This window comes from Cellulomonas sp. NTE-D12 (assembly GCF_027923705.1).
GTDB lineage: Bacteria > Actinomycetota > Actinomycetes > Actinomycetales > Cellulomonadaceae > Cellulomonas.
The window spans coordinates 2,456,342-2,472,987 of sequence record NZ_AP026442.1 but is presented as its reverse complement, the minus strand read 5'-3'; the positions used below and the strand labels follow the sequence as shown (position 1 = coordinate 2,472,987).

Genomic DNA, 16,646 nt, shown 5'->3' with positions numbered 1-16,646 from the left:
GCGGCTCGCCTACGATGGACCGGCCCGGCCGTGCGGTCGGTGCAGCCCCCACCCCGTACGGGGTGCGATCACGTCGGGAGTCATGCGTGCCAGCGATGCTCGAGAAGGTCCTGCGCCTCGGTGAGGGCCGGATCCTCAAGAAGCTGTCCGGTATCGCCAGCCAGATCAACGCGCTGGAGGACAGCTTCACGGCGTTGTCCGACGCGGAGCTGCGCGAGGAGACGGACCGGTTCAAGGCGCGGCTGGCCGACGGCGAGACGCTCGACGAGCTCCTCGCGGAGGCGTTCGCGGCGGTGCGCGAGGCGTCACGGCGCACGCTCGGTCAGCGGCACTTCGACGTCCAGCTGATGGGTGGCGCCGCGCTGCACCTCGGCAACATCGCCGAGATGAAGACCGGTGAGGGCAAGACGCTCGTCGCCACCGCGCCGGCCTACCTCAACGCCCTGACGGGCAAGGGCGTGCACGTCGTCACGGTCAACGACTACCTGGCCGGCTACCAGTCGGACCTGATGGGTCGCGTCTACCGGTTCCTCGGGCTGACCACCGGCACGATCCTGTCCAACCAGACGCCGGCGCAGCGCCGCGAGCAGTACGCCGCGGACATCACCTACGGCACCAACAACGAGTTCGGCTTCGACTACCTGCGCGACAACATGGCGTGGAGCACCGAGGAGCTGGTGCAGCGCGGCCACAACTTCGCGATCGTCGACGAGGTCGACTCGATCCTGATCGACGAGGCCCGTACCCCGCTGATCATCTCCGGACCCGCCTCCGGTGACGCCAACCGCTGGTACGCCGAGTTCGCCAAGGTGGTGCGCCGCCTCGAGCCCGAGCGCGACTACGAGGTCGACGAGAAGAAGCGGACCGTCGGCGTCCTCGAGCCCGGCATCGGTCGGGTGGAGGACTACCTCGGCATCGACAACCTGTACGAGTCCCTCAACACCCCGTTGATCGGCTTCCTCAACAACGCGATCCGCGCCAAGGAGCTGTTCAAGCGCGACAAGGACTACGTCGTCCTCAACGGCGAGGTGCTCATCGTCGACGAGCACACCGGCCGCATCCTGCCGGGCCGTCGCTACAACGAGGGCATGCACCAGGCGATCGAGGCCAAGGAGGGGGTGGTGATCAAGGCCGAGAACCAGACCCTCGCCACCATCACCCTGCAGAACTACTTCCGGCTGTACTCCAAGCTCTCCGGCATGACCGGCACCGCCGAGACGGAGGCCGCGGAGTTCCAGGGCACCTACAAGCTCGGCGTCGTGCCGATCCCGACGAACCGGCCGATGATCCGGATCGACCAGAAGGACTTCGTCTACAAGAGCGAGGAGGGCAAGTTCGACGCGGTCGTCGCGGACATCGTCGAGCGGCACGCCAAGGGCCAGCCCGTCCTCGTCGGCACCGTCAGCGTGGAGAAGAGCGAGTACCTCTCCCAGAAGCTGAAGAAGCAGGGCGTCCCGCACGAGGTGCTGAACGCCAAGCAGCACGCACGCGAGGCGACCGTGGTCGCGCAGGCCGGTCGCAAGGGTGCGGTGACGGTCGCGACGAACATGGCCGGCCGTGGCACCGACATCATGCTCGGCGGCAACGCCGAGTTCATGGCCGTCGCCGAGCTGGCGGCCCGCGGCCTCGACCCGGCCGAGAACGCCGAGGAGTACGAGGCCGCCTGGCCGGACGCGCTGGCGAAGGCCAAGGAGGCCGTGGCGGCCGAGCACGAGGAGGTCGTCGAGCTCGGCGGCCTGTACGTGCTGGGCACCGAGCGCCACGAGTCCCGTCGCATCGACAACCAGCTGCGGGGCCGCTCCGGTCGTCAGGGCGACCCGGGGGAGTCGCGGTTCTATCTGTCGATGCAGGACGACCTCATGCGCCTGTTCAACTCGAGCCTGGCCGAGTCGATGATGACCCGTGCCGGCTTCCCGGAGGACATGCCGCTCGAGAGCAAGATCGTCACCCGCGGCATCCAGTCGGCGCAGTCCCAGGTCGAGGCGCGCAACTTCGAGATCCGCAAGAACGTCCTGAAGTACGACGACGTCATGTCGCGCCAGCGCGAGGTGATCTACGAGCAGCGTCGCCGGGTCCTGGAGGGTGAGGACCTCGAAGAGCAGATCGCGCACTTCCGCCACGACGTGCTGAGCGCGTACATCGAGTCCGCGACCGCCGAGGGACGCCCCGAGGACTGGGATCTCGACACCCTGTGGACCGCCCTTCGGGGCGTGTACCCGATCTCGATCACCCCCGAGGAGGTCGTCGAGGCGGCGGGTGGGCCGACGCGCCTGACCCACGAGGTGCTGGAGCGAGAGGTCCTCTCCGACGTCGACGTGGCGTACGCCGACCGCGAGGAGCAGATCGGCTCGGAGAACATGCGCCAGCTGGAGCGGCGGGTCACGCTCGCGGTGCTCGACCGCCGGTGGCGCGAGCACCTCTACGAGATGGACTACCTCAAGGAGGGCATCGGGCTGCGCGCCATGGCTCAGCGCGACCCGTTGGTGGAGTACCAGCGGGAGGGCTTCCAGCTGTTCGGCGCCATGACGGACGCGATCAAGGAAGAGACGGTCCAGTACCTGTTCAACCTCGAGGTGCAGGTCGCCCCGAGCGAGGAGCAGCAGGCGGCAGCCGCGGACGGAACCCCGGTGATCACGGCTGAGTCGGCCGCGCGGACGGCGACGGGACCCGGTACGGGGACCGCGGCTCCAGCCCGGCTCGTCGCGAAGGGCCTCGACGGCCCGGACGCCCGGGTGCCGCTCCAGTACTCGGCCCCGTCGACCGACGGTGACGGCGGTGTGGTGACCGAGGCGGAGGACACGGCGGGTCGTCGCAGCCCGGCCTCGGGTGGCGGCGCGGGTGACGGGTCCAACCGGGAGGCGCGGCGCAAGGCGGCCAAGCAGGGGAAGCGCCGACGCTGACCGCCTCCCAGGTGGTGTGAGCACCGCGCTCGACGTCACTCAGCCGACGTCGAGCGCGGTCGCCCGCCACATCCCGCGGTGGGTCTCCAGGCGCACGGCCACGGCCCTGACCCTGCAACCGTCGTCGACGACGACCGCGGCCTCGACCACGCGCTCCTCGACCCGGCACACGTGGGTGCTCCGGACCACCGGCGGCCGTGACCCGACAGTCGCCCGTCCCGCGGCGGACGTCGCCCGGCGATGCAGGTCGGCTCGCATCCGGACGGCCTGCAGCACCCCGGGGGTCAGCCACCGGGCCAGCTGCGCGGCCGGCCGGAGGCCGGCGATGACCTCGACCGCGGCCAGCGCGAGCCGGCGCACGACCACCGCGGGCTCGGCGATCGGCAGGTCCCCCCGCTCCTCGTCCGCGCACTCGAGCACCAGGGCCCGGTCCGAGGAGCGCATCACGGTGATGCGCTGCTGGACGTGGACTGCCGTCCCGTGCGCGGGACCCTCGGCCTGCGCCGGCGACGCACCGCCGCGGGCCGGCAGGAGGCGTGCGCGGAGCTCGGTCGGCCGGCCGGACGGTGCGCGCCTGGGCGGAGCGGAGGTTCCGCGTTCGGCCGACCGGGGACGCGACCCGGCGAGCGACAGCGTGGCCGCCCGAGAGCCGGCCCGAGGCAGGGGCGCGGTCGCGCACGCGATCACGTCCTCCACGCTCGTCGTGCCCACCGGCTGGTCGCTGAGCGCGGCGGTCATGACGCCGAGCCCTGGAGGTCGGCCGGCACGCTGAGGACCAGGCCGGGACGGATGAGGTCCGGGTCGGTGCCGATGCGGGTCGCGTTGGCCGCGTACCAGACCGGCCAGGTTGCCGCGATCTGCGCGTCGTCGGCGCCGGCCGGAAGGTGCCTCGCGGCGATCGCCCACAGCGTGTCGCCGGGTGCGACCGTGACGGTCCCCGGCGCTACGCCGGTACCCGCGCTCGGTGAGTTCGATGACATCGCGTGCGCGCCGCTCGGTGACTCCGCAGCGACGGTCCGGGCCGCACCCCCGGCCGTTCCGGCGCTCGCCGGTGTGCCGAGGGGATAGGCGCTCGGCAGCGATGCGTCCGGCCTGGTGTCGGGCTCCCCGAGCACCGTCGGTGCGGGTGCGCCGGACGGGACCGCCGAGGTGCCGGGCTCGGTCGGCACCCAGCCCAGGTCCCGTCCGGCGTCCGGTGCCGCCGTCGCGCTGACGGTGGGCACCGGCGATCCCGTCGGCACCGCATCGGCCGCTGACGCTCCCGTCGCCGCGGAGAGGCCGATCCCGGCTCCGACGGCGATCACGACCGCTCGCCGCACGACCGCAGGCGCCCAGCGCTGCACCCACGCCTCACCGCGCCGCCATCCGGCGCCGGTCGCGCGCGCCGTCAGGCATGCGGCGGCGACCGCGCAGCTCAGCGTCAGCCACGCCAGCACGGCAGCCCCGACCGCGACGACGCCGAGCTCGACGAACCCGTCGACCCGCGAGGGACCCGCCGAACCGACCAGCCCGAGCAGGCGAAGGGTGAGTCCCGTGCCGAGCGCTCCGGCCGTCAGCGCTGCCAGCCACAGGCCGCCTGCGCCGCGGAGCGCGTGGCCGCGGGCGACCGGGGGATCGGGGTAGCGGGTCATGTGTCGTCCGTTCGTGCGTCGGGGTCGATTTGATGTCGTTTGATGTCGTTTGATGACGTAGGTGTAGAGCATCCCAGCCCGAGTTGTCCAGTACGTCCCCCTCTGGCACCGGCCGGAGTGTCCGATCCCCTACGGTTCGGCCGTGCGCTGGGACGAGCTGTTCGACGACCTGGAGGCGCAGCTGCAGGCCGCGCGTGCCGACGAGGCCCGGGGCGAGCTCGGTGAGCTCGTCCGTGCCGAGCGGGCGACCGTGCAGCTCGGCGACCGCCTCCGTGCGACACGTGGTCATGAGCTGCGCGTGCACGTGGGCGATCTCGCAGGGGAGCGTGACGCGGTCGTCGCCGGCGAGCTGGTCGAGGTCGGTCCGGACTGGATGCTGGTCGTCGAGCCGGGTACGCGGCACGCGCTCGTGCCGCTGGGTGCCGTCCAGGCCCTCGTCGGCGTCGTCGCCCACATCAGCCCGACAGGAGCCGAGGTGGAACGCCGCCTCCGGCTCGGGTCCACCCTGCGTGCGCTGGGCCGTGACCGTGCCGAGGTGCAGGTGCACACGTCAGGTCGCACGCTCGTCGGTCGGATCGACCGGGTGGGTGCCGACCACGTCGACGTGGGGACGGGCCGGGGCGGGCCCGTGTGGACCGTGCCCGTCGCTGCGCTACGAGTGGTGCGTTCTCGCTGACCGATCGCCTCCTGGCGAGACGTCAGTCCTCAGGCAGGGGCTCCGCAGCACCTCGTCCGGCACGTGCCCGGGTCTGCGCGTACATCCGCTGGATGTACTTCTCCAGCTCGGTCGCCTCGACGCGCCAGACGTGCCGCCCGCCGACCTGGATGGCGGGCAGGTCGCCCGAGACGACCAGCGCGCGAGCCTGCTGCGGGGAGACGTTGAGGATCTCCGTCACGTCGGTCAGCGTCAGGAACCGCGGTGCCATGTCGGCAGTGTGGCATGGGCGGGGATCGTCCCCGATTCGTCCACAGAACCGGCCCGCGGGCGTCGACGACCCGGCCAAGATAGGCGGGCACGACGTCGATATGAGGGGGATTGGGTGGATTCCGCGTCCAACGAGCTACCACTGCCGGTCGCTGCCCGGCTGCGACGCCCGGGCTGGCGAGACCCGCGGCTGCTGGCCGGCATCGCGATGGTGGCCGCTTCGGTGGCACTCGGCTCCTGGGTGGTCCGCGCGGCGCAGCACTCGGTCCCGGTCTACGTCGCCCGTACCACGACGGTGCCCGGGCAGCGTCTCGGTGCCAGCGGCCTGACGGTTGCCGACGTCCGGCTCTCGGGAGCCGATCTGGCGCGGTACCAGCGCGCGGACCAGGAGCTGCCGGCCGATGCGGTCGCGCTCCGGGTCGTGCAGGCCGGAGAGCTGCTGCCGAGGTCGGCGGTCGGCTCCGCCGCCGACCTCGCCGTGCGGCCGGTCTCGGTGCCGGTCACGGGCGTGCCGTCGGAGGCGGTGCGGGCGGGCGCGCAGGTCGACCTCTGGTTCACCGCCGCGGTGGAGCGATCGGCCACGTCGAGCGGCACCACGCCGGTGCCGGTGCAGCTGGCCTCGGGGCTCACCGTGGAGGACGTCAGCCGGCCCGCGGGTGCGTTCGCGGCGGGCGGGACGACGACGGTGCACGTCCTCGTGCCGGTCACGGATCTCGCGAAGGTGCTGGGCGCGCTGGCCACCGACGGCGCGGTCGAGGTCGTCGCCGTGCCGGGGACGGGCGGCTGAGGTGGCCGTCGGGGTGCTGTGCGCGGTCCGCGGTGCGGCGGAGAGCCTCGTCGTTCGTGCGGCCGAGGCCTCCGCCGGCCGGTTCACGGTGACCCGGCGCTGCGCGGACCTGACCGAGCTGCTCGCTGCCGCGGAGGCAGGCCTGGGCCGGGTTGCGATCGTCTCCGCGGAGCTCGACCGGCTCGACGTGGAGGCGATGCTCACGCTGCATCGCGCCGGGGTGCAGGTCGTGGCACTCGCCGATGCGGCTCGTCCGTGGCTCGTCGACCGGGTGCAGGCGTGCGGTGCCGACCTGGTCGTGCCGACACCTGACGGTCTGGCGGGTGCGCGGACCGTGCTCGAGAGCGCGACGGCGCTGCTCGAGGTGGCGGTCCCGGATCATCCGGACGTCACGGGAGCCGACGCCGTCCTCCGCGAACCGCTACGGCGGGGCCGCCTCGTCGCGGTGTGGGGACCGACCGGCGCCCCGGGTCGGACGACGGTGGCCGTGAACCTCGCCGCCGAGCTCGCGGCTCGGGGCGAGACGTCACTGCTGGTGGACGCGGACACGTACGGAGGCACGGTCGCCCAGGTCGTCGGACTGCTGGACGAGGCGCCGGGTCTCGCGGCCGTTGCCCGCGCTGCCGGTCAGGGTTCTCTCGACCTTCGGTCGCTCGCGCGACTCGCACCGGCGATCGCCGAGCGTCTGCGCGTCCTGACGGGGATCTCACGGGCGGACCGCTGGCCCGAGCTCCCCGCGTCCGCCCTCGACGTGGTCTGGGGTGTGGCACGTCAGCTCGTGTCCTGGACGGTCGTCGACACGGGCTTCTGCCTCGAGCAGGACGAGCAGCTGAGCTACGACACCCGCGCCCCGCAGCGCAACGCAGCGACGCTGAGCGCGCTCGGGGCAGCCGACGTGGTCGTGGTGGTCGGTGCGGGCGACCCGGTGGGTCTGGCCCGTCTGGTCCGCGCTCTCTCGGAGCTGGCAGACCTGCGCCTCGACGTCCCCCAGGTCGTCGTGGTCAACCGGTTGCGGTCCTCCGCCTCAGGTGCTCGGCCGGAGGCTGCCGTGCACGACGCCCTCGCCCGCTATGCGGGTGTCCACCGAGTGCTCACGCTCCCTGAGGACCGTGCGGCCGCGGACGGCGCGCTGCTCGCCGGACGGGTGCTGCGCGAGTGCGCCCCCGGCTCGGCGCTCCGCAAGGCGCTCCTGGCCGTCGTCGAGCGGCTCGCCGCGCCGGTGGCTGTTGGCTGAGCGTGGGCCCGGCAGACTGGCCCCGTGCGCGTCTACCTGCCGGCAACCCTCGACGAGCTCGACCACCTCGCTGCCGATGGTGGTCCACGGCGCGCCCACGCCGTGACGGCGGCACTGCGCGCCGCTCTTCCGGACGAGGACGACGAGGGCTGGGAGTTCGTCGCTCAGCTCGTCGCCGCCGACGAGAGCCTGGCGCTGCTGGCGGACCGGCCCGGCGTGCCGCGACTGCGACTGGTGCTCGCGGCCGACGTGCCGGACGAGTCGGTGGTACCGGATGCGGACCCGGACGCCGACGTGACCGCGGTGACGGTCCTCTCGGGAGTGCCTGCCGACGCGGTGGTGTGCGCGCACGTGGACGAACCCTCCGCCGCGGCGGACGTCGTCGCCGCGGTCGCCGGGGACGACGCAGCCGTGCAGCGGCTCGAGGACCGCGACCTGCTCTGGTACGACGTGAGCGAGTTCGGCCGCATCCCGCGCTGACCTGGCCACCCGGCCGGAACTGCTGACCGGCGCGGTGTGGTCGGGGACCTGGCCGGGCCGCGCACGGGCCGGCTCTGCAGCGAGTTGGACCCGCCCCCGCGGCTCCGGTAGTGTTCACCGCCGGTACGGCCCCCGGGCTGCTCCTGTCGCTCTCGTCCGAGTGCGTCGGGATCGCGGAGGTCATACCCCCATGGGGTATGGTGTAATTGGCAGCACGAGTGATTCTGGTTCACTTAGTCTAGGTTCGAGTCCTGGTACCCCAGCGTGAGCACCGCTGGTCCGCTGTCCGGCTGAGTCCGGGCATCGGGTAGAGTGTTCATCCGCACGCGCGGCTCCGGCCGCGAAGGCGTAGGCCCCCGTTGTGTAGCGGCCTAGCACGCCGCCCTCTCACGGCGGTAGCGCCGGTTCGAATCCGGTCGGGGGTACGCACAAGGCCCGGTCACCGAGGTGACCGGGCCTTCGTCGTGCTGTCGCCGCGTCGTGGACGTCGACCTCGAGGTCAGTCGCCGGTGCGGCGCAGCACCTCGGTCAGGCGGTTCGCGGCGGACACGACCGCGGCGGCGTGAAGCCGGCCGGGCTGTCGGGAGAGCCGTTCGAGCGGACCGGACACGGAGACGGCCGCGACGACCCGCCCGGACGGTCCGCGCACGGGCGCCGAGACGGACGCGACACCGACCTCGCGCTCGGAGACCGACTGCGCCCAGCCCCGTCGGCGCACCCCGGACAGGATCGTGGCGGTGAACTTCGCGCCCTGGAGCCCGCGGTGGAGCCGGTCAGGCTCCTCCCAGGCGAGCAGGATCTGGGCGGCCGAGCCGGCGAGCATCGTCAGCGTCGCGCCGACCGGGATCGAGTCGCGCAGGCCGACCGGACGCTCCGCGGCGGCGACGCAGATGCGCATGTCGCCCTGGCGGCGGTAGAGCTGCGCGCTCTCACCCGTGTGGTCCCGCAGGGCGGCGAGCACGGGGCCGGCGGTCGCGAGGAGGCGGTCCTCGCCCGCGGCGGTCGACAGCTCGGACAGCCGAGGTCCGAGCACGAAGCGTCCCTGCAGGTCACGGGCGACGAGGCGGTGGTGCTCGAGCGCGACGGCCAGGCGGTGCGCCGTGGGACGGGCAAGATGGGTGGCGGTGACCAGCTGCGCGAGCGTCGCCGGGCCGGCCTCGAGGGCGCTGAGGACGGAGGCGGCCTTGTCGAGGACGCCGACTCCGCTAGAGTTGTCCATAGGTCGATATTGGCGTCTCGAACCCTGAGATGCAAGCCGCGGGTTCGGCGGGTCGCGCAGCGACTCGTACCGAGGCTGACGCCGACGACGAGGACACGGGACAGCACGACGAGACGGGACTCACCTATGACCGGCACGCTGGCGGAGAAGGTCTGGGACGCACATGTGGTGCGTCGCGGCACGAACGGGGCTCCCGACCTGCTCTACATCGACCTGCACCTGGTGCACGAGGTCACCAGTCCCCAGGCGTTCGAGGGCCTGCGGCTGGCGGGTCGGGGGGTGCGTCGTCCCGACCTGACGCTCGCGACCGAGGACCACAACACCCCGACGCTCGACATCGACCTGCCGATCGCGGACCCGACCAGCCGAACCCAGATCGAGACGCTGCGGCGCAACGCGGCCGAGTTCGGCGTGCGGATCCACTCGCTCGGCGACGCCGACCAGGGGATCGTGCACCAGGTCGGTCCGCAGCTCGGCCTCACGCAGCCGGGCCTGACGGTGGTGTGCGGCGACTCGCACACGTCCACCCACGGGGCGTTCGGCGCGCTCGCGTTCGGCATCGGCACCAGCGAGGTGGAGCACGTCCTCGCCACGCAGACGCTGCCGCTCGCACCGTTCAAGACCATGGCGATCACGGTGAACGGTCAGCTGCCGCAGGGGGCCGGCGCCAAGGACATCATCCTGGCGATCATCGCCAAGATCGGCACCGGCGGCGGTCAGGGCTACGTGCTGGAGTACCGCGGGGAGGCGATCCGGTCCCTGACGATGGAGGGCCGGATGACCGTCTGCAACATGTCGATCGAGGCCGGCGCCCGCGCCGGCATGATCGCGCCGGACGAGACGACCTTCGAGTACCTCAAGGGCCGTCCGCACGCTCCCGAGGGGGCCGACTGGGACGCGGCCGTGGAGTACTGGCGCACGCTGCGGTCGGACGACGACGCGCAGTTCGACGCCGAGGTGGTGCTGGAGGCGGCCGACCTCGAGCCGTTCGTCACGTGGGGCACCAACCCGGGCCAGGGGCTCCCGCTGTCCGGCAACGTGCCGGTGCCCGAGCAGATCGCGGACGCCAACGAGCGCGTCGCGGCCGAGCGGGCGATCGAGTACATGGGCCTGACGCCGGGGCAGCCTCTGCGGGAGATCGCGGTGGACACCGTCTTCATCGGCTCGTGCACCAACGGACGGATCGAGGACCTGCGCGCCGTCGCGAAGCTCGTCAAGGGCCGGCAGAAGGCCGAGAGCGTCCGCGTGCTCGTGGTGCCGTCGTCGGCACGCGTCCGCCTCCAGGCGGAGGCGGAGGGCCTGGACAAGATCTTCCTGGACTTCGGTGCGGAGTGGCGCAACGCCGGCTGCTCGATGTGTCTCGGCATGAACCCGGACCAGCTGGCGCCGGGCGAGCGGTCGGCCTCGACGTCCAACCGCAACTTCGAGGGCCGGCAGGGCAAGGGCGGTCGCACGCACCTCGTGTCGCCCCTCGTGGCGGCCGCGACCGCGATCCGCGGGACGCTGTCGTCCGTGTCCGACCTCGGGCCGGACGTCGTCTCCCCGGACGGCTCGCCCCTCACCCCCGACCTGCTGACCGCCTGAGACGAGGACGACGACGATGGAGAAGTTCACCCAGCACACCGGCGTCGGGGTCCCGCTGCGCCGCAGCAACGTCGACACCGACCAGATCATCCCGGCGGTCTACCTCAAGCGGGTCACCCGCACGGGCTTCGAGGACGCGCTGTTCGCCGCCTGGCGCGGTGACCCGGCCTTCGTGCTCAACCAGGACGCCTACCGCAGCGGCTCGGTGCTGGTCGCCGGTCCCGACTTCGGCACCGGCTCGTCGCGCGAGCACGCCGTCTGGGCGCTGAAGGACTACGGGTTCCGCGTGGTGATCTCGGCGCGGTTCGCCGACATCTTCCGCGGCAACTCCGGCAAGCAGGGGCTGCTCGCCGCGCAGGTCGCCCAGGAGGACGTCGAGCTGCTGTGGAAGGTCCTCGAGACGCACCCGGGCACCGAGGTGACCGTGGACCTGGAGTCGAAGACGGTCACGTGCGACGACGTCGTGGTGCCGTTCGCGGTGGACGACTACACCCGCTGGCGGCTGCTGGAGGGCCTCGACGACATCGGCCTGACGCTGCAGCACGAGGCCGAGATCACGGAGTTCGAGGCCCGTCGTGAGGCGTGGCGGCCCGCCACCTTGCCGGCCAAGCACCTGCCGCCGGTCGCCATCGTCGCGGCCCGGCCCGTGGTGCACGTCGAGCTGGGCGCCTCCCGCCCCAGCTGAACGCTCGGTGCGGGACCAGACGTCGTTCGCGATCTGGTCCCGCGTGCCGGCCTCGGGCGCGGCGTGCACCACCTAGCGTGGGAGCACGTCCGACACCGAGGAGGATCCGATGGTCAGCAGGTCCGAGCTCGCGACACGTCTGGCACGCGACGGAGCGAGCCACGCGCAGGCGGCGCACGCGGTCGACGCGGTGCTGCACGAGATCACGGCGGCGCTCGTCGCGGGCGAACGCGTCGCCCTGACGGGCTTCGGGACGTTCGAGCCGGTCGCTCGGTCCGCGCGCACCGCCCGGAACCCGCGGACCGGGGCGGCGGTCGAGGTGGCCGCGACGACCGTGGCCCGCTTCCGGCCGGGCGTCCAGCTGCGCGAGGCGTTGGTCAGCGGGGACGCCGGCGCCGCGCCGGCGGGACGGCTCCCCGCGGCGGCTCACCCGGCTGCACCGGCGGCGGTCCCCACCGACGCCGAACCGCTGCCGCGAGCGACGGACGAGGCGGCCTCGGTCGGGACGTCGGGCACGGCGTCGACCGGCTGGCAGAAGGTCGAGCCGAAGTCGCAGCGCAAGTCCACGTCCAAGGGCAAGCCCACGGGCTCCAAGCACGCCGACAGCGCGAAGCCCGCGAAGGGGAAGAAGGGCAAGAAGCTCGCGACGACGAAGGCGTCGTCCGGTTCGGCGAAGGCACGCGGGGCGAAGAAGTCGTCCAAGGGGAAGCACTGAGGCACGCACCGCGTTCGTGACCAGGACGGAACGGCGCACGGCTCCCTGTGTGCCACCGGAGGACCTCCCGGGTGGCTTGTGAGGGTTTCGGGTGGGATCCTCGCCGCACCCGGGACCGCGGTCCGGGGCTCGTGAACCCATGAGAGACGATGGTGCGATGGCCGACCTGCTGTACGTCGACGGTGGCAACCCGCTGAACGGTGAGATCACCGTCCGCGGCGCCAAGAACTTCGTGTCCAAGGCGATGGTCGCCGCCCTGCTGGGCGAGACGCCCAGCGTCCTGCGCAACGTCCCCGAGATCCGGGACGTGCAGGTGGTGACGGGGCTCCTCGACCTGCACGGCGCCCGGGTGGACGTCGACGCCGATGCCGGCACGGTCCGCATCGACCCGACCGACGTGGAGTCCGCGCACGTCGCGGACATCGATGCGCACGCCGGGTCCAGCCGGATCCCGATCCTGTTCTGCGGCCCGTTGCTGCACCGCCTCGGTGAGGCGTTCATCCCGGACCTGGGCGGCTGCCGCATCGGCGACCGTCCGATCAACTACCACCTCGACATCCTTCGGCAGTTCGGCGCGGTGGTGGACAAGCGGCCCAACGGCATCCACATCGTCGCCCCGCAGCGGCTCCAGGGCACCAAGATCGCGCTGCCGTACCCCAGCGTGGGCGCCACCGAGCAGCTGCTGCTGACGGCCGTGCGCGCCGAGGGCATCACCGAGCTGGCGAACGCGGCGATCGAGCCCGAGATCATGGACCTGATCAACGTCCTGCAGAAGATGGGCGCGATCATCTCCGTCGACACCGACCGGGTGATCCGGATCGAGGGCGTCGAGCGGCTCGTCGGCTTCAGCCACACCGCGCTGGCGGACCGGATCGAGGCGGCCTCGTGGGCCTCGGCGGCGCTGGCGACCGGGGGCGACGTGTTCGTCCGTGGCGCCACGCAGCCGGAGATGACCACCTTCCTCAACACGTTCCGCAAGGTCGGCGGCGAGTTCGCCGTCGAGGAGGACGGCATCCGGTTCTTCCACCCGGGCGGCGACCTCAACTCGATCCAGCTCGAGACCGACGTCCACCCCGGGTTCATGACGGACTGGCAGCAGCCGCTGGTCGTGGCGCTGACCCAGGCCAAGGGCCTGTCGATCGTGCACGAGACGGTGTACGAGAACCGCTTCGGGTTCGTGGACGCGCTCGTCGGGATGGGCGCGACCATCCAGGTGTACAAGGAGTGCCTCGGCAGCCGGCCGTGCCGGTTCGGGCAGCGGAACTTCTACCACTCCGCCGTGATCTCCGGACCGACCCCCCTGTCGGCCGCGGACATCGAGGTGCCCGACCTGCGCGGCGGGTTCAGCCACCTGATCGCGGCGCTGACCGCCAAGGGCACGTCGGCCGTGCGGGGCATCAGCCTGATCGACCGTGGGTACGAGCGGTTCACCGACAAGCTCGAGGCGCTGGGTGCGCAGTTCAGCCGGGAGGAGCCGCGCTGACGCTGCGGCTAGCATCGTCGCCGTGCCGACCCCCGCGCGAGCGAACCGCGCCTACCGCCGTGTGGCCGCCGTCGTGCGCCCCGTCCTCTTCGCCACGACGCGGCGGGACTGGCAGGGGGTGGAGAACCTGCCCAGGGAGGGCGGGTTCATCGTCGCGGCGAACCACGTCACGCAGGCCGACCCGCTGACCCTGGCGCACTTCCTCTGGGACAACGGGGTGGTGCCGCGGATCCTGGCGAAGGCGTCCCTGTTCACGGCACCCGTGATCGGCGCCGCGCTGCGCGGGACCGGCCAGATCCCGGTGCAGCGCAACAGCAGCGCCGCGGGTCAGTCGTTGGACGCGGGCGCCCAGGCCGTCCGGGACGGTGAGTGCGTGGTCGTGTTCCCCGAGGGGACGCTGACGCGCGAGCCGGACATGTGGCCGATGCAGGGCAAGACCGGTGTGGCCCGTCTCGCGCTGACCACCCGGGCCCCGGTGATCCCGGTCGCCCAGTGGGGGGCGCACCACCTGCTCGCGCGCTACGGCAAGGTGCCGCACCTGTTCCCCCGGGCGCACGTCGAGGTTCTCGCCGGGCCCCCCGTGGTGCTCGACGACCTGTACGACCGACCGATGGACTCCGCGACGCTGCGCGAGGCGACGGAGCGTGTGATGGAGGCGATCACGCGGCTGCTCGAGGGCATCCGCGGCGAGCAGGCCCCCGCCGTGCGGTTCGTGCCGCCTCCGGGTGGTCGTGGCGGGGCGACCAGCACTCCGTCGGCGTCGTGACGGACGACGCGACCTCGGGCGCGCGCCCGTCGGGCACGGCCACCCGCGCAGCCGTGCTGGGGGCGGGCAGCTGGGGCACCACGTTCGCGATGGTGCTGGCCGACGCCGGCTGTGACGTGACCGTCTGGGGCCGCGACCCGCAGGTGTGCCGGCAGATCCGCGACGAGCACCGCAACGAGGCCTACCTGCCCGGGGTGGCGCTGCCACCGACCGTCACCGCCGAGGCCGATGTCGTCGAGGCGGTACGGGGAGCCGACCTGGTCGCCGTCGCCGTGCCGTCGCAGGGTGCGCGGGCGCTGCTCGAACCCCTCCGGTCGGCCATCGGTCCGGACACCGTCGTCGTGTCCCTGATGAAGGGCGTCGAGCTGTCCTCCGACCGGCGGATGAGCCAGGTGGTCGCCGAGGCGCTCGACGTGCCGGCGGGGCGGGTCGCGGTCATCTCCGGACCGAACCTCGCGCACGAGATCGCCCAGCGGCAGCCGACGGCCACGGTCGTCGCCAGCACGGACCCGGACACCGCCGCCTTCGTCGCGCGCTCCGTGCGGTCGTCGTACTTCCGGCCCTACACCAACCCCGACGTGGTCGGCGTCGAGCTGTGCGGTGCCGTGAAGAACGTCATCGCGATCGCGGTGGGCATCTCGCAGGGCCGCGGCCTCGGGTTCAACACGATGGCCACGGTGATCACGCGGGGCCTGGTGGAGATCACCCGGCTCGGTCTGGCCCTGGGCGCCGATGCCGACACGTTCGGCGGTCTGGCCGGCATGGGTGACCTGATGGCGACGTGCGCGTCGCCCGACTCCCGCAACCACCGCCTCGGTGTGCACCTCGGCGCGGGGATGTCGCTGGCGGAGGCGATCACGGCGACGGGCGGCACCGCCGAAGGCGTCAAGACGTGCCGACCCGTGCTGGACCTCGCCCGCTCCCGCGGCGTCGAGATGCCCATCACGGAGGCCGTGGTGCGCGTCCTCTACGAGGACCTGCCGGTGGACGAGCTCGCCCCGCTGCTGCTGGGTCGGCCGACGAAGGCCGAGGGCATCTAGCTAGCGGTGCGTCGCGACCCTCAGCGCCGCGTCGAGGTCGGACCAGAGGTCCTCCACGTCCTCGATGCCGACGGAGAGCCGGAGCAGGTCGTCCGGGACGGTGGGTGACTCGGTGCTGTATCGCCGACGGCGCTCGAGCGACGACTCCACCCCGCCCAGGCTGGTCGCGGGGACCCACAGCCGGACGGCGCCGACCACCGCGTCCGCGACGGCCGGTCCGCCCGTGGGCCGGACGCAGAGGATCGAGCCGAAGCCTTCCATCAGGCGTGCGGCGCGCCGGTGCCCCGGGTCACCCGGCAGGCTCGGGTGCCGCACCTCGGCGACGCCGGGGTGGTCCGCCAGGCGGCGCGCGAGCTCGGCGGACGTGGCCTGTGACCGCTCGACCCGCAGGGCCAGCGTGCGCAGCCCGCGGAGCGCCAGCCACGCCTCGAAGGGCCCCGCGATGGCGCCGTGGACCGTCCGGTGCGCCAGGAGGCGAGCATGGAGGGTCTCGTCGTCCGCCAGCGCTGCGCCCAGGACGACGTCGCTGTGGCCCGCGAGGTACTTGGTCACCGAGTGCACGACGACGTCGGCGCCGAGCGTCAGGGGCCGCTGACCGAGCGGGGTCGCGAACGTGTTGTCGACCGCCACGAGAGCGCCGACGCCGTGCGCCGCCGCCACGAGCGCCGGCAGGTCGGCGACCTCGAGCATCGGGTTGGTCGGCGTCTCCACCCAGAGCATCGCCGCCCCGGTGAGGGCTCCGACCACCGCGTCGGTGTCGGCGATGTCGACCCGCGTCACGGTGAGGGCTCCTCGTGCCTCGAGCTCGTCGAGCAGGCCCAGGCTGACCTGGTAGGCGTGCCGCGGCACGACGACCGTGCCGCCGGTGGGCACCAGCGAGAGCGCCGCTGCCACCGCCGCCATGCCGGAGCCGAACAGCAGGGCGGGACGGGCGGACCCCTCGAGCTGTCCGAGCGCCTCCTCGAACGGGCGCCACGTCTCGGTGCCGCTGCGCGTGTACACGAGCTCGCCCGGGCCCGGCACGCCCTGGGACACGTACGTCGAGGAGAGCACGATCGGGGGGTTCACCGGAGCGCCCTGCGCCCGTGGCGGCCTGCCTGCGGTGACTGCCAGCGTGGCGGGGGACAGGCCGATCGGGTGCTCCGACGTGTCGTTCACCCGCGCAGGTTAGCCCGCTGCTCGGGGTAGGGTCGGCGC

General features: G+C 72.8%; 16 protein-coding genes and 2 tRNA genes. 13 read left to right on the top strand and 5 right to left on the bottom strand.

All coding sequences use genetic code 11. The annotated features are described in order from the left end of the window. Positions 1-86 precede the first annotated feature (86 nt). The gene (gene secA / locus QMF98_RS11435) at positions 87-2,900 is read left to right on the top strand and encodes a preprotein translocase subunit SecA (RefSeq protein WP_337973150.1); all 2,814 of its coding nucleotides are present in this window, start codon (positions 87-89) and stop codon (positions 2,898-2,900) included. Positions 2,901-2,939: 39 nt separating this feature from the next. Here secA and QMF98_RS11430 read toward each other — a convergent pair whose 3' ends face one another. Together QMF98_RS11430 and QMF98_RS11425 are read right to left on the bottom strand one after the other, a co-directional pair. After that, positions 2,940-3,638 (bottom strand): Rv3235 family protein, encoded by a 699-nt coding sequence (locus QMF98_RS11430; RefSeq protein WP_337973149.1) that lies wholly within the window; start codon positions 3,636-3,638, stop codon positions 2,940-2,942. Then, positions 3,635-4,531, bottom strand: a complete 897-nt coding sequence (locus QMF98_RS11425; RefSeq protein ID WP_337973148.1) for a LysM peptidoglycan-binding domain-containing protein — start codon at positions 4,529-4,531, stop codon at positions 3,635-3,637. Before QMF98_RS11425 ends, QMF98_RS11430 begins: the two co-directional genes overlap by 4 nt. 142 nt (positions 4,532-4,673) lie before the next feature. On the opposite strand from QMF98_RS11425, the gene QMF98_RS11420 reads away from it, so the two are divergent. After that, on the top strand, positions 4,674-5,207 hold the full coding sequence (locus QMF98_RS11420; protein WP_337973147.1) for a hypothetical protein: 534 nt from the start codon (positions 4,674-4,676) through the stop codon (positions 5,205-5,207). Between the two features lie 22 nt (positions 5,208-5,229). On the opposite strand, the gene QMF98_RS11415 is transcribed toward QMF98_RS11420, so the two are convergent. Further along, positions 5,230-5,457, bottom strand: coding sequence for a helix-turn-helix domain-containing protein (locus QMF98_RS11415; protein WP_263729240.1), 228 nt, complete (start codon positions 5,455-5,457; stop codon positions 5,230-5,232). Between the two features lie 114 nt (positions 5,458-5,571). Here QMF98_RS11415 and QMF98_RS11410 point away from each other — a divergent pair, with 114 nt between their 5' ends. From QMF98_RS11410 to QMF98_RS11390, 5 genes are all read left to right on the top strand, one after another. Beyond that, the gene (locus QMF98_RS11410) at positions 5,572-6,243 is read left to right on the top strand and encodes a hypothetical protein (RefSeq protein ID WP_337973146.1); all 672 of its coding nucleotides are present in this window, start codon (positions 5,572-5,574) and stop codon (positions 6,241-6,243) included. A 1-nt stretch (position 6,244) separates the two neighbouring features. After that, positions 6,245-7,477 (top strand): CpaE/TadZ family protein, encoded by a 1,233-nt coding sequence (locus QMF98_RS11405; RefSeq protein ID WP_337973145.1) that lies wholly within the window; start codon positions 6,245-6,247, stop codon positions 7,475-7,477. Positions 7,478-7,501: 24 nt separating this feature from the next. Then, positions 7,502-7,957: a DUF6912 family protein gene (locus QMF98_RS11400; RefSeq protein WP_337973144.1), complete on the top strand. Its 456-nt coding sequence runs from the start codon at positions 7,502-7,504 to the stop codon at positions 7,955-7,957. 191 nt (positions 7,958-8,148) lie between these two features. Next, positions 8,149-8,220 (top strand) — tRNA-Gln (locus QMF98_RS11395). Between the two features lie 89 nt (positions 8,221-8,309). Then, positions 8,310-8,382: transfer RNA gene (locus tag QMF98_RS11390), tRNA-Glu, on the top strand. A 74-nt stretch (positions 8,383-8,456) separates the two neighbouring features. Here the strand turns inward: QMF98_RS11390 and QMF98_RS11385 are convergent. After that, entirely contained in the window at positions 8,457-9,176 is a 720-nt protein-coding gene (locus QMF98_RS11385; RefSeq protein WP_263729237.1) for an IclR family transcriptional regulator, read from the bottom strand. 126 nt (positions 9,177-9,302) lie between these two features. Here QMF98_RS11385 and leuC point away from each other — a divergent pair, with 126 nt between their 5' ends. The 6 genes from leuC (at position 9,303) to QMF98_RS11355 (ending at position 15,449) form a co-directional block, all read left to right on the top strand. Then, entirely contained in the window at positions 9,303-10,760 is a 1,458-nt protein-coding gene (gene leuC, locus QMF98_RS11380) for a 3-isopropylmalate dehydratase large subunit (protein WP_337973143.1), read from the top strand. Positions 10,761-10,776: 16 nt separating this feature from the next. Then, on the top strand, positions 10,777-11,445 hold the full coding sequence (leuD, locus tag QMF98_RS11375; protein WP_337973142.1) for a 3-isopropylmalate dehydratase small subunit: 669 nt from the start codon (positions 10,777-10,779) through the stop codon (positions 11,443-11,445). Positions 11,446-11,554: 109 nt separating this feature from the next. Further along, positions 11,555-12,160, top strand: a complete 606-nt coding sequence (locus QMF98_RS11370; protein ID WP_337973141.1) for an HU family DNA-binding protein — start codon at positions 11,555-11,557, stop codon at positions 12,158-12,160. Between the two features lie 157 nt (positions 12,161-12,317). Continuing rightward, positions 12,318-13,643: a UDP-N-acetylglucosamine 1-carboxyvinyltransferase gene (murA, locus tag QMF98_RS11365; protein ID WP_291759138.1), complete on the top strand. Its 1,326-nt coding sequence runs from the start codon at positions 12,318-12,320 to the stop codon at positions 13,641-13,643. A 22-nt stretch (positions 13,644-13,665) separates the two neighbouring features. After that, the gene (locus tag QMF98_RS11360) at positions 13,666-14,409 is read left to right on the top strand and encodes a lysophospholipid acyltransferase family protein (protein ID WP_337973140.1); all 744 of its coding nucleotides are present in this window, start codon (positions 13,666-13,668) and stop codon (positions 14,407-14,409) included. Beyond that, positions 14,406-15,449: an NAD(P)H-dependent glycerol-3-phosphate dehydrogenase gene (locus QMF98_RS11355; protein ID WP_337973139.1), complete on the top strand. Its 1,044-nt coding sequence runs from the start codon at positions 14,406-14,408 to the stop codon at positions 15,447-15,449. The genes QMF98_RS11360 and QMF98_RS11355 overlap by 4 nt, the downstream gene beginning before the upstream one ends. On the opposite strand, the gene QMF98_RS11350 is transcribed toward QMF98_RS11355, so the two are convergent. Next, the gene (locus tag QMF98_RS11350; protein WP_337973138.1) at positions 15,450-16,607 is read right to left on the bottom strand and encodes a trans-sulfuration enzyme family protein; all 1,158 of its coding nucleotides are present in this window, start codon (positions 16,605-16,607) and stop codon (positions 15,450-15,452) included. Positions 16,608-16,646 lie beyond the last annotated feature (39 nt).

Bases quoted from the DNA above. Each gene is read 5' to 3' on its own strand.
- QMF98_RS11430 (WP_337973149.1), bottom strand. From the start codon at position 3,638: ATGACCGCCGCGCTCAGCGACCAGCCGGTGGGCACGACGAGCGTGGAG.
- leuC (WP_337973143.1), top strand. From the start codon at position 9,303: ATGACCGGCACGCTGGCGGAGAAGGTCTGGGACGCACATGTGGTGCGT.
- QMF98_RS11385 (WP_263729237.1), bottom strand. From the start codon at position 9,176: ATGGACAACTCTAGCGGAGTCGGCGTCCTCGACAAGGCCGCCTCCGTC.
- leuD (WP_337973142.1), top strand. From the start codon at position 10,777: ATGGAGAAGTTCACCCAGCACACCGGCGTCGGGGTCCCGCTGCGCCGC.
- QMF98_RS11425 (WP_337973148.1), bottom strand. From the start codon at position 4,531: ATGACCCGCTACCCCGATCCCCCGGTCGCCCGCGGCCACGCGCTCCGC.
- QMF98_RS11415 (WP_263729240.1), bottom strand. From the start codon at position 5,457: ATGGCACCGCGGTTCCTGACGCTGACCGACGTGACGGAGATCCTCAAC.
- murA (WP_291759138.1), top strand. From the start codon at position 12,318: ATGGCCGACCTGCTGTACGTCGACGGTGGCAACCCGCTGAACGGTGAG.
- QMF98_RS11370 (WP_337973141.1), top strand. From the start codon at position 11,555: ATGGTCAGCAGGTCCGAGCTCGCGACACGTCTGGCACGCGACGGAGCG.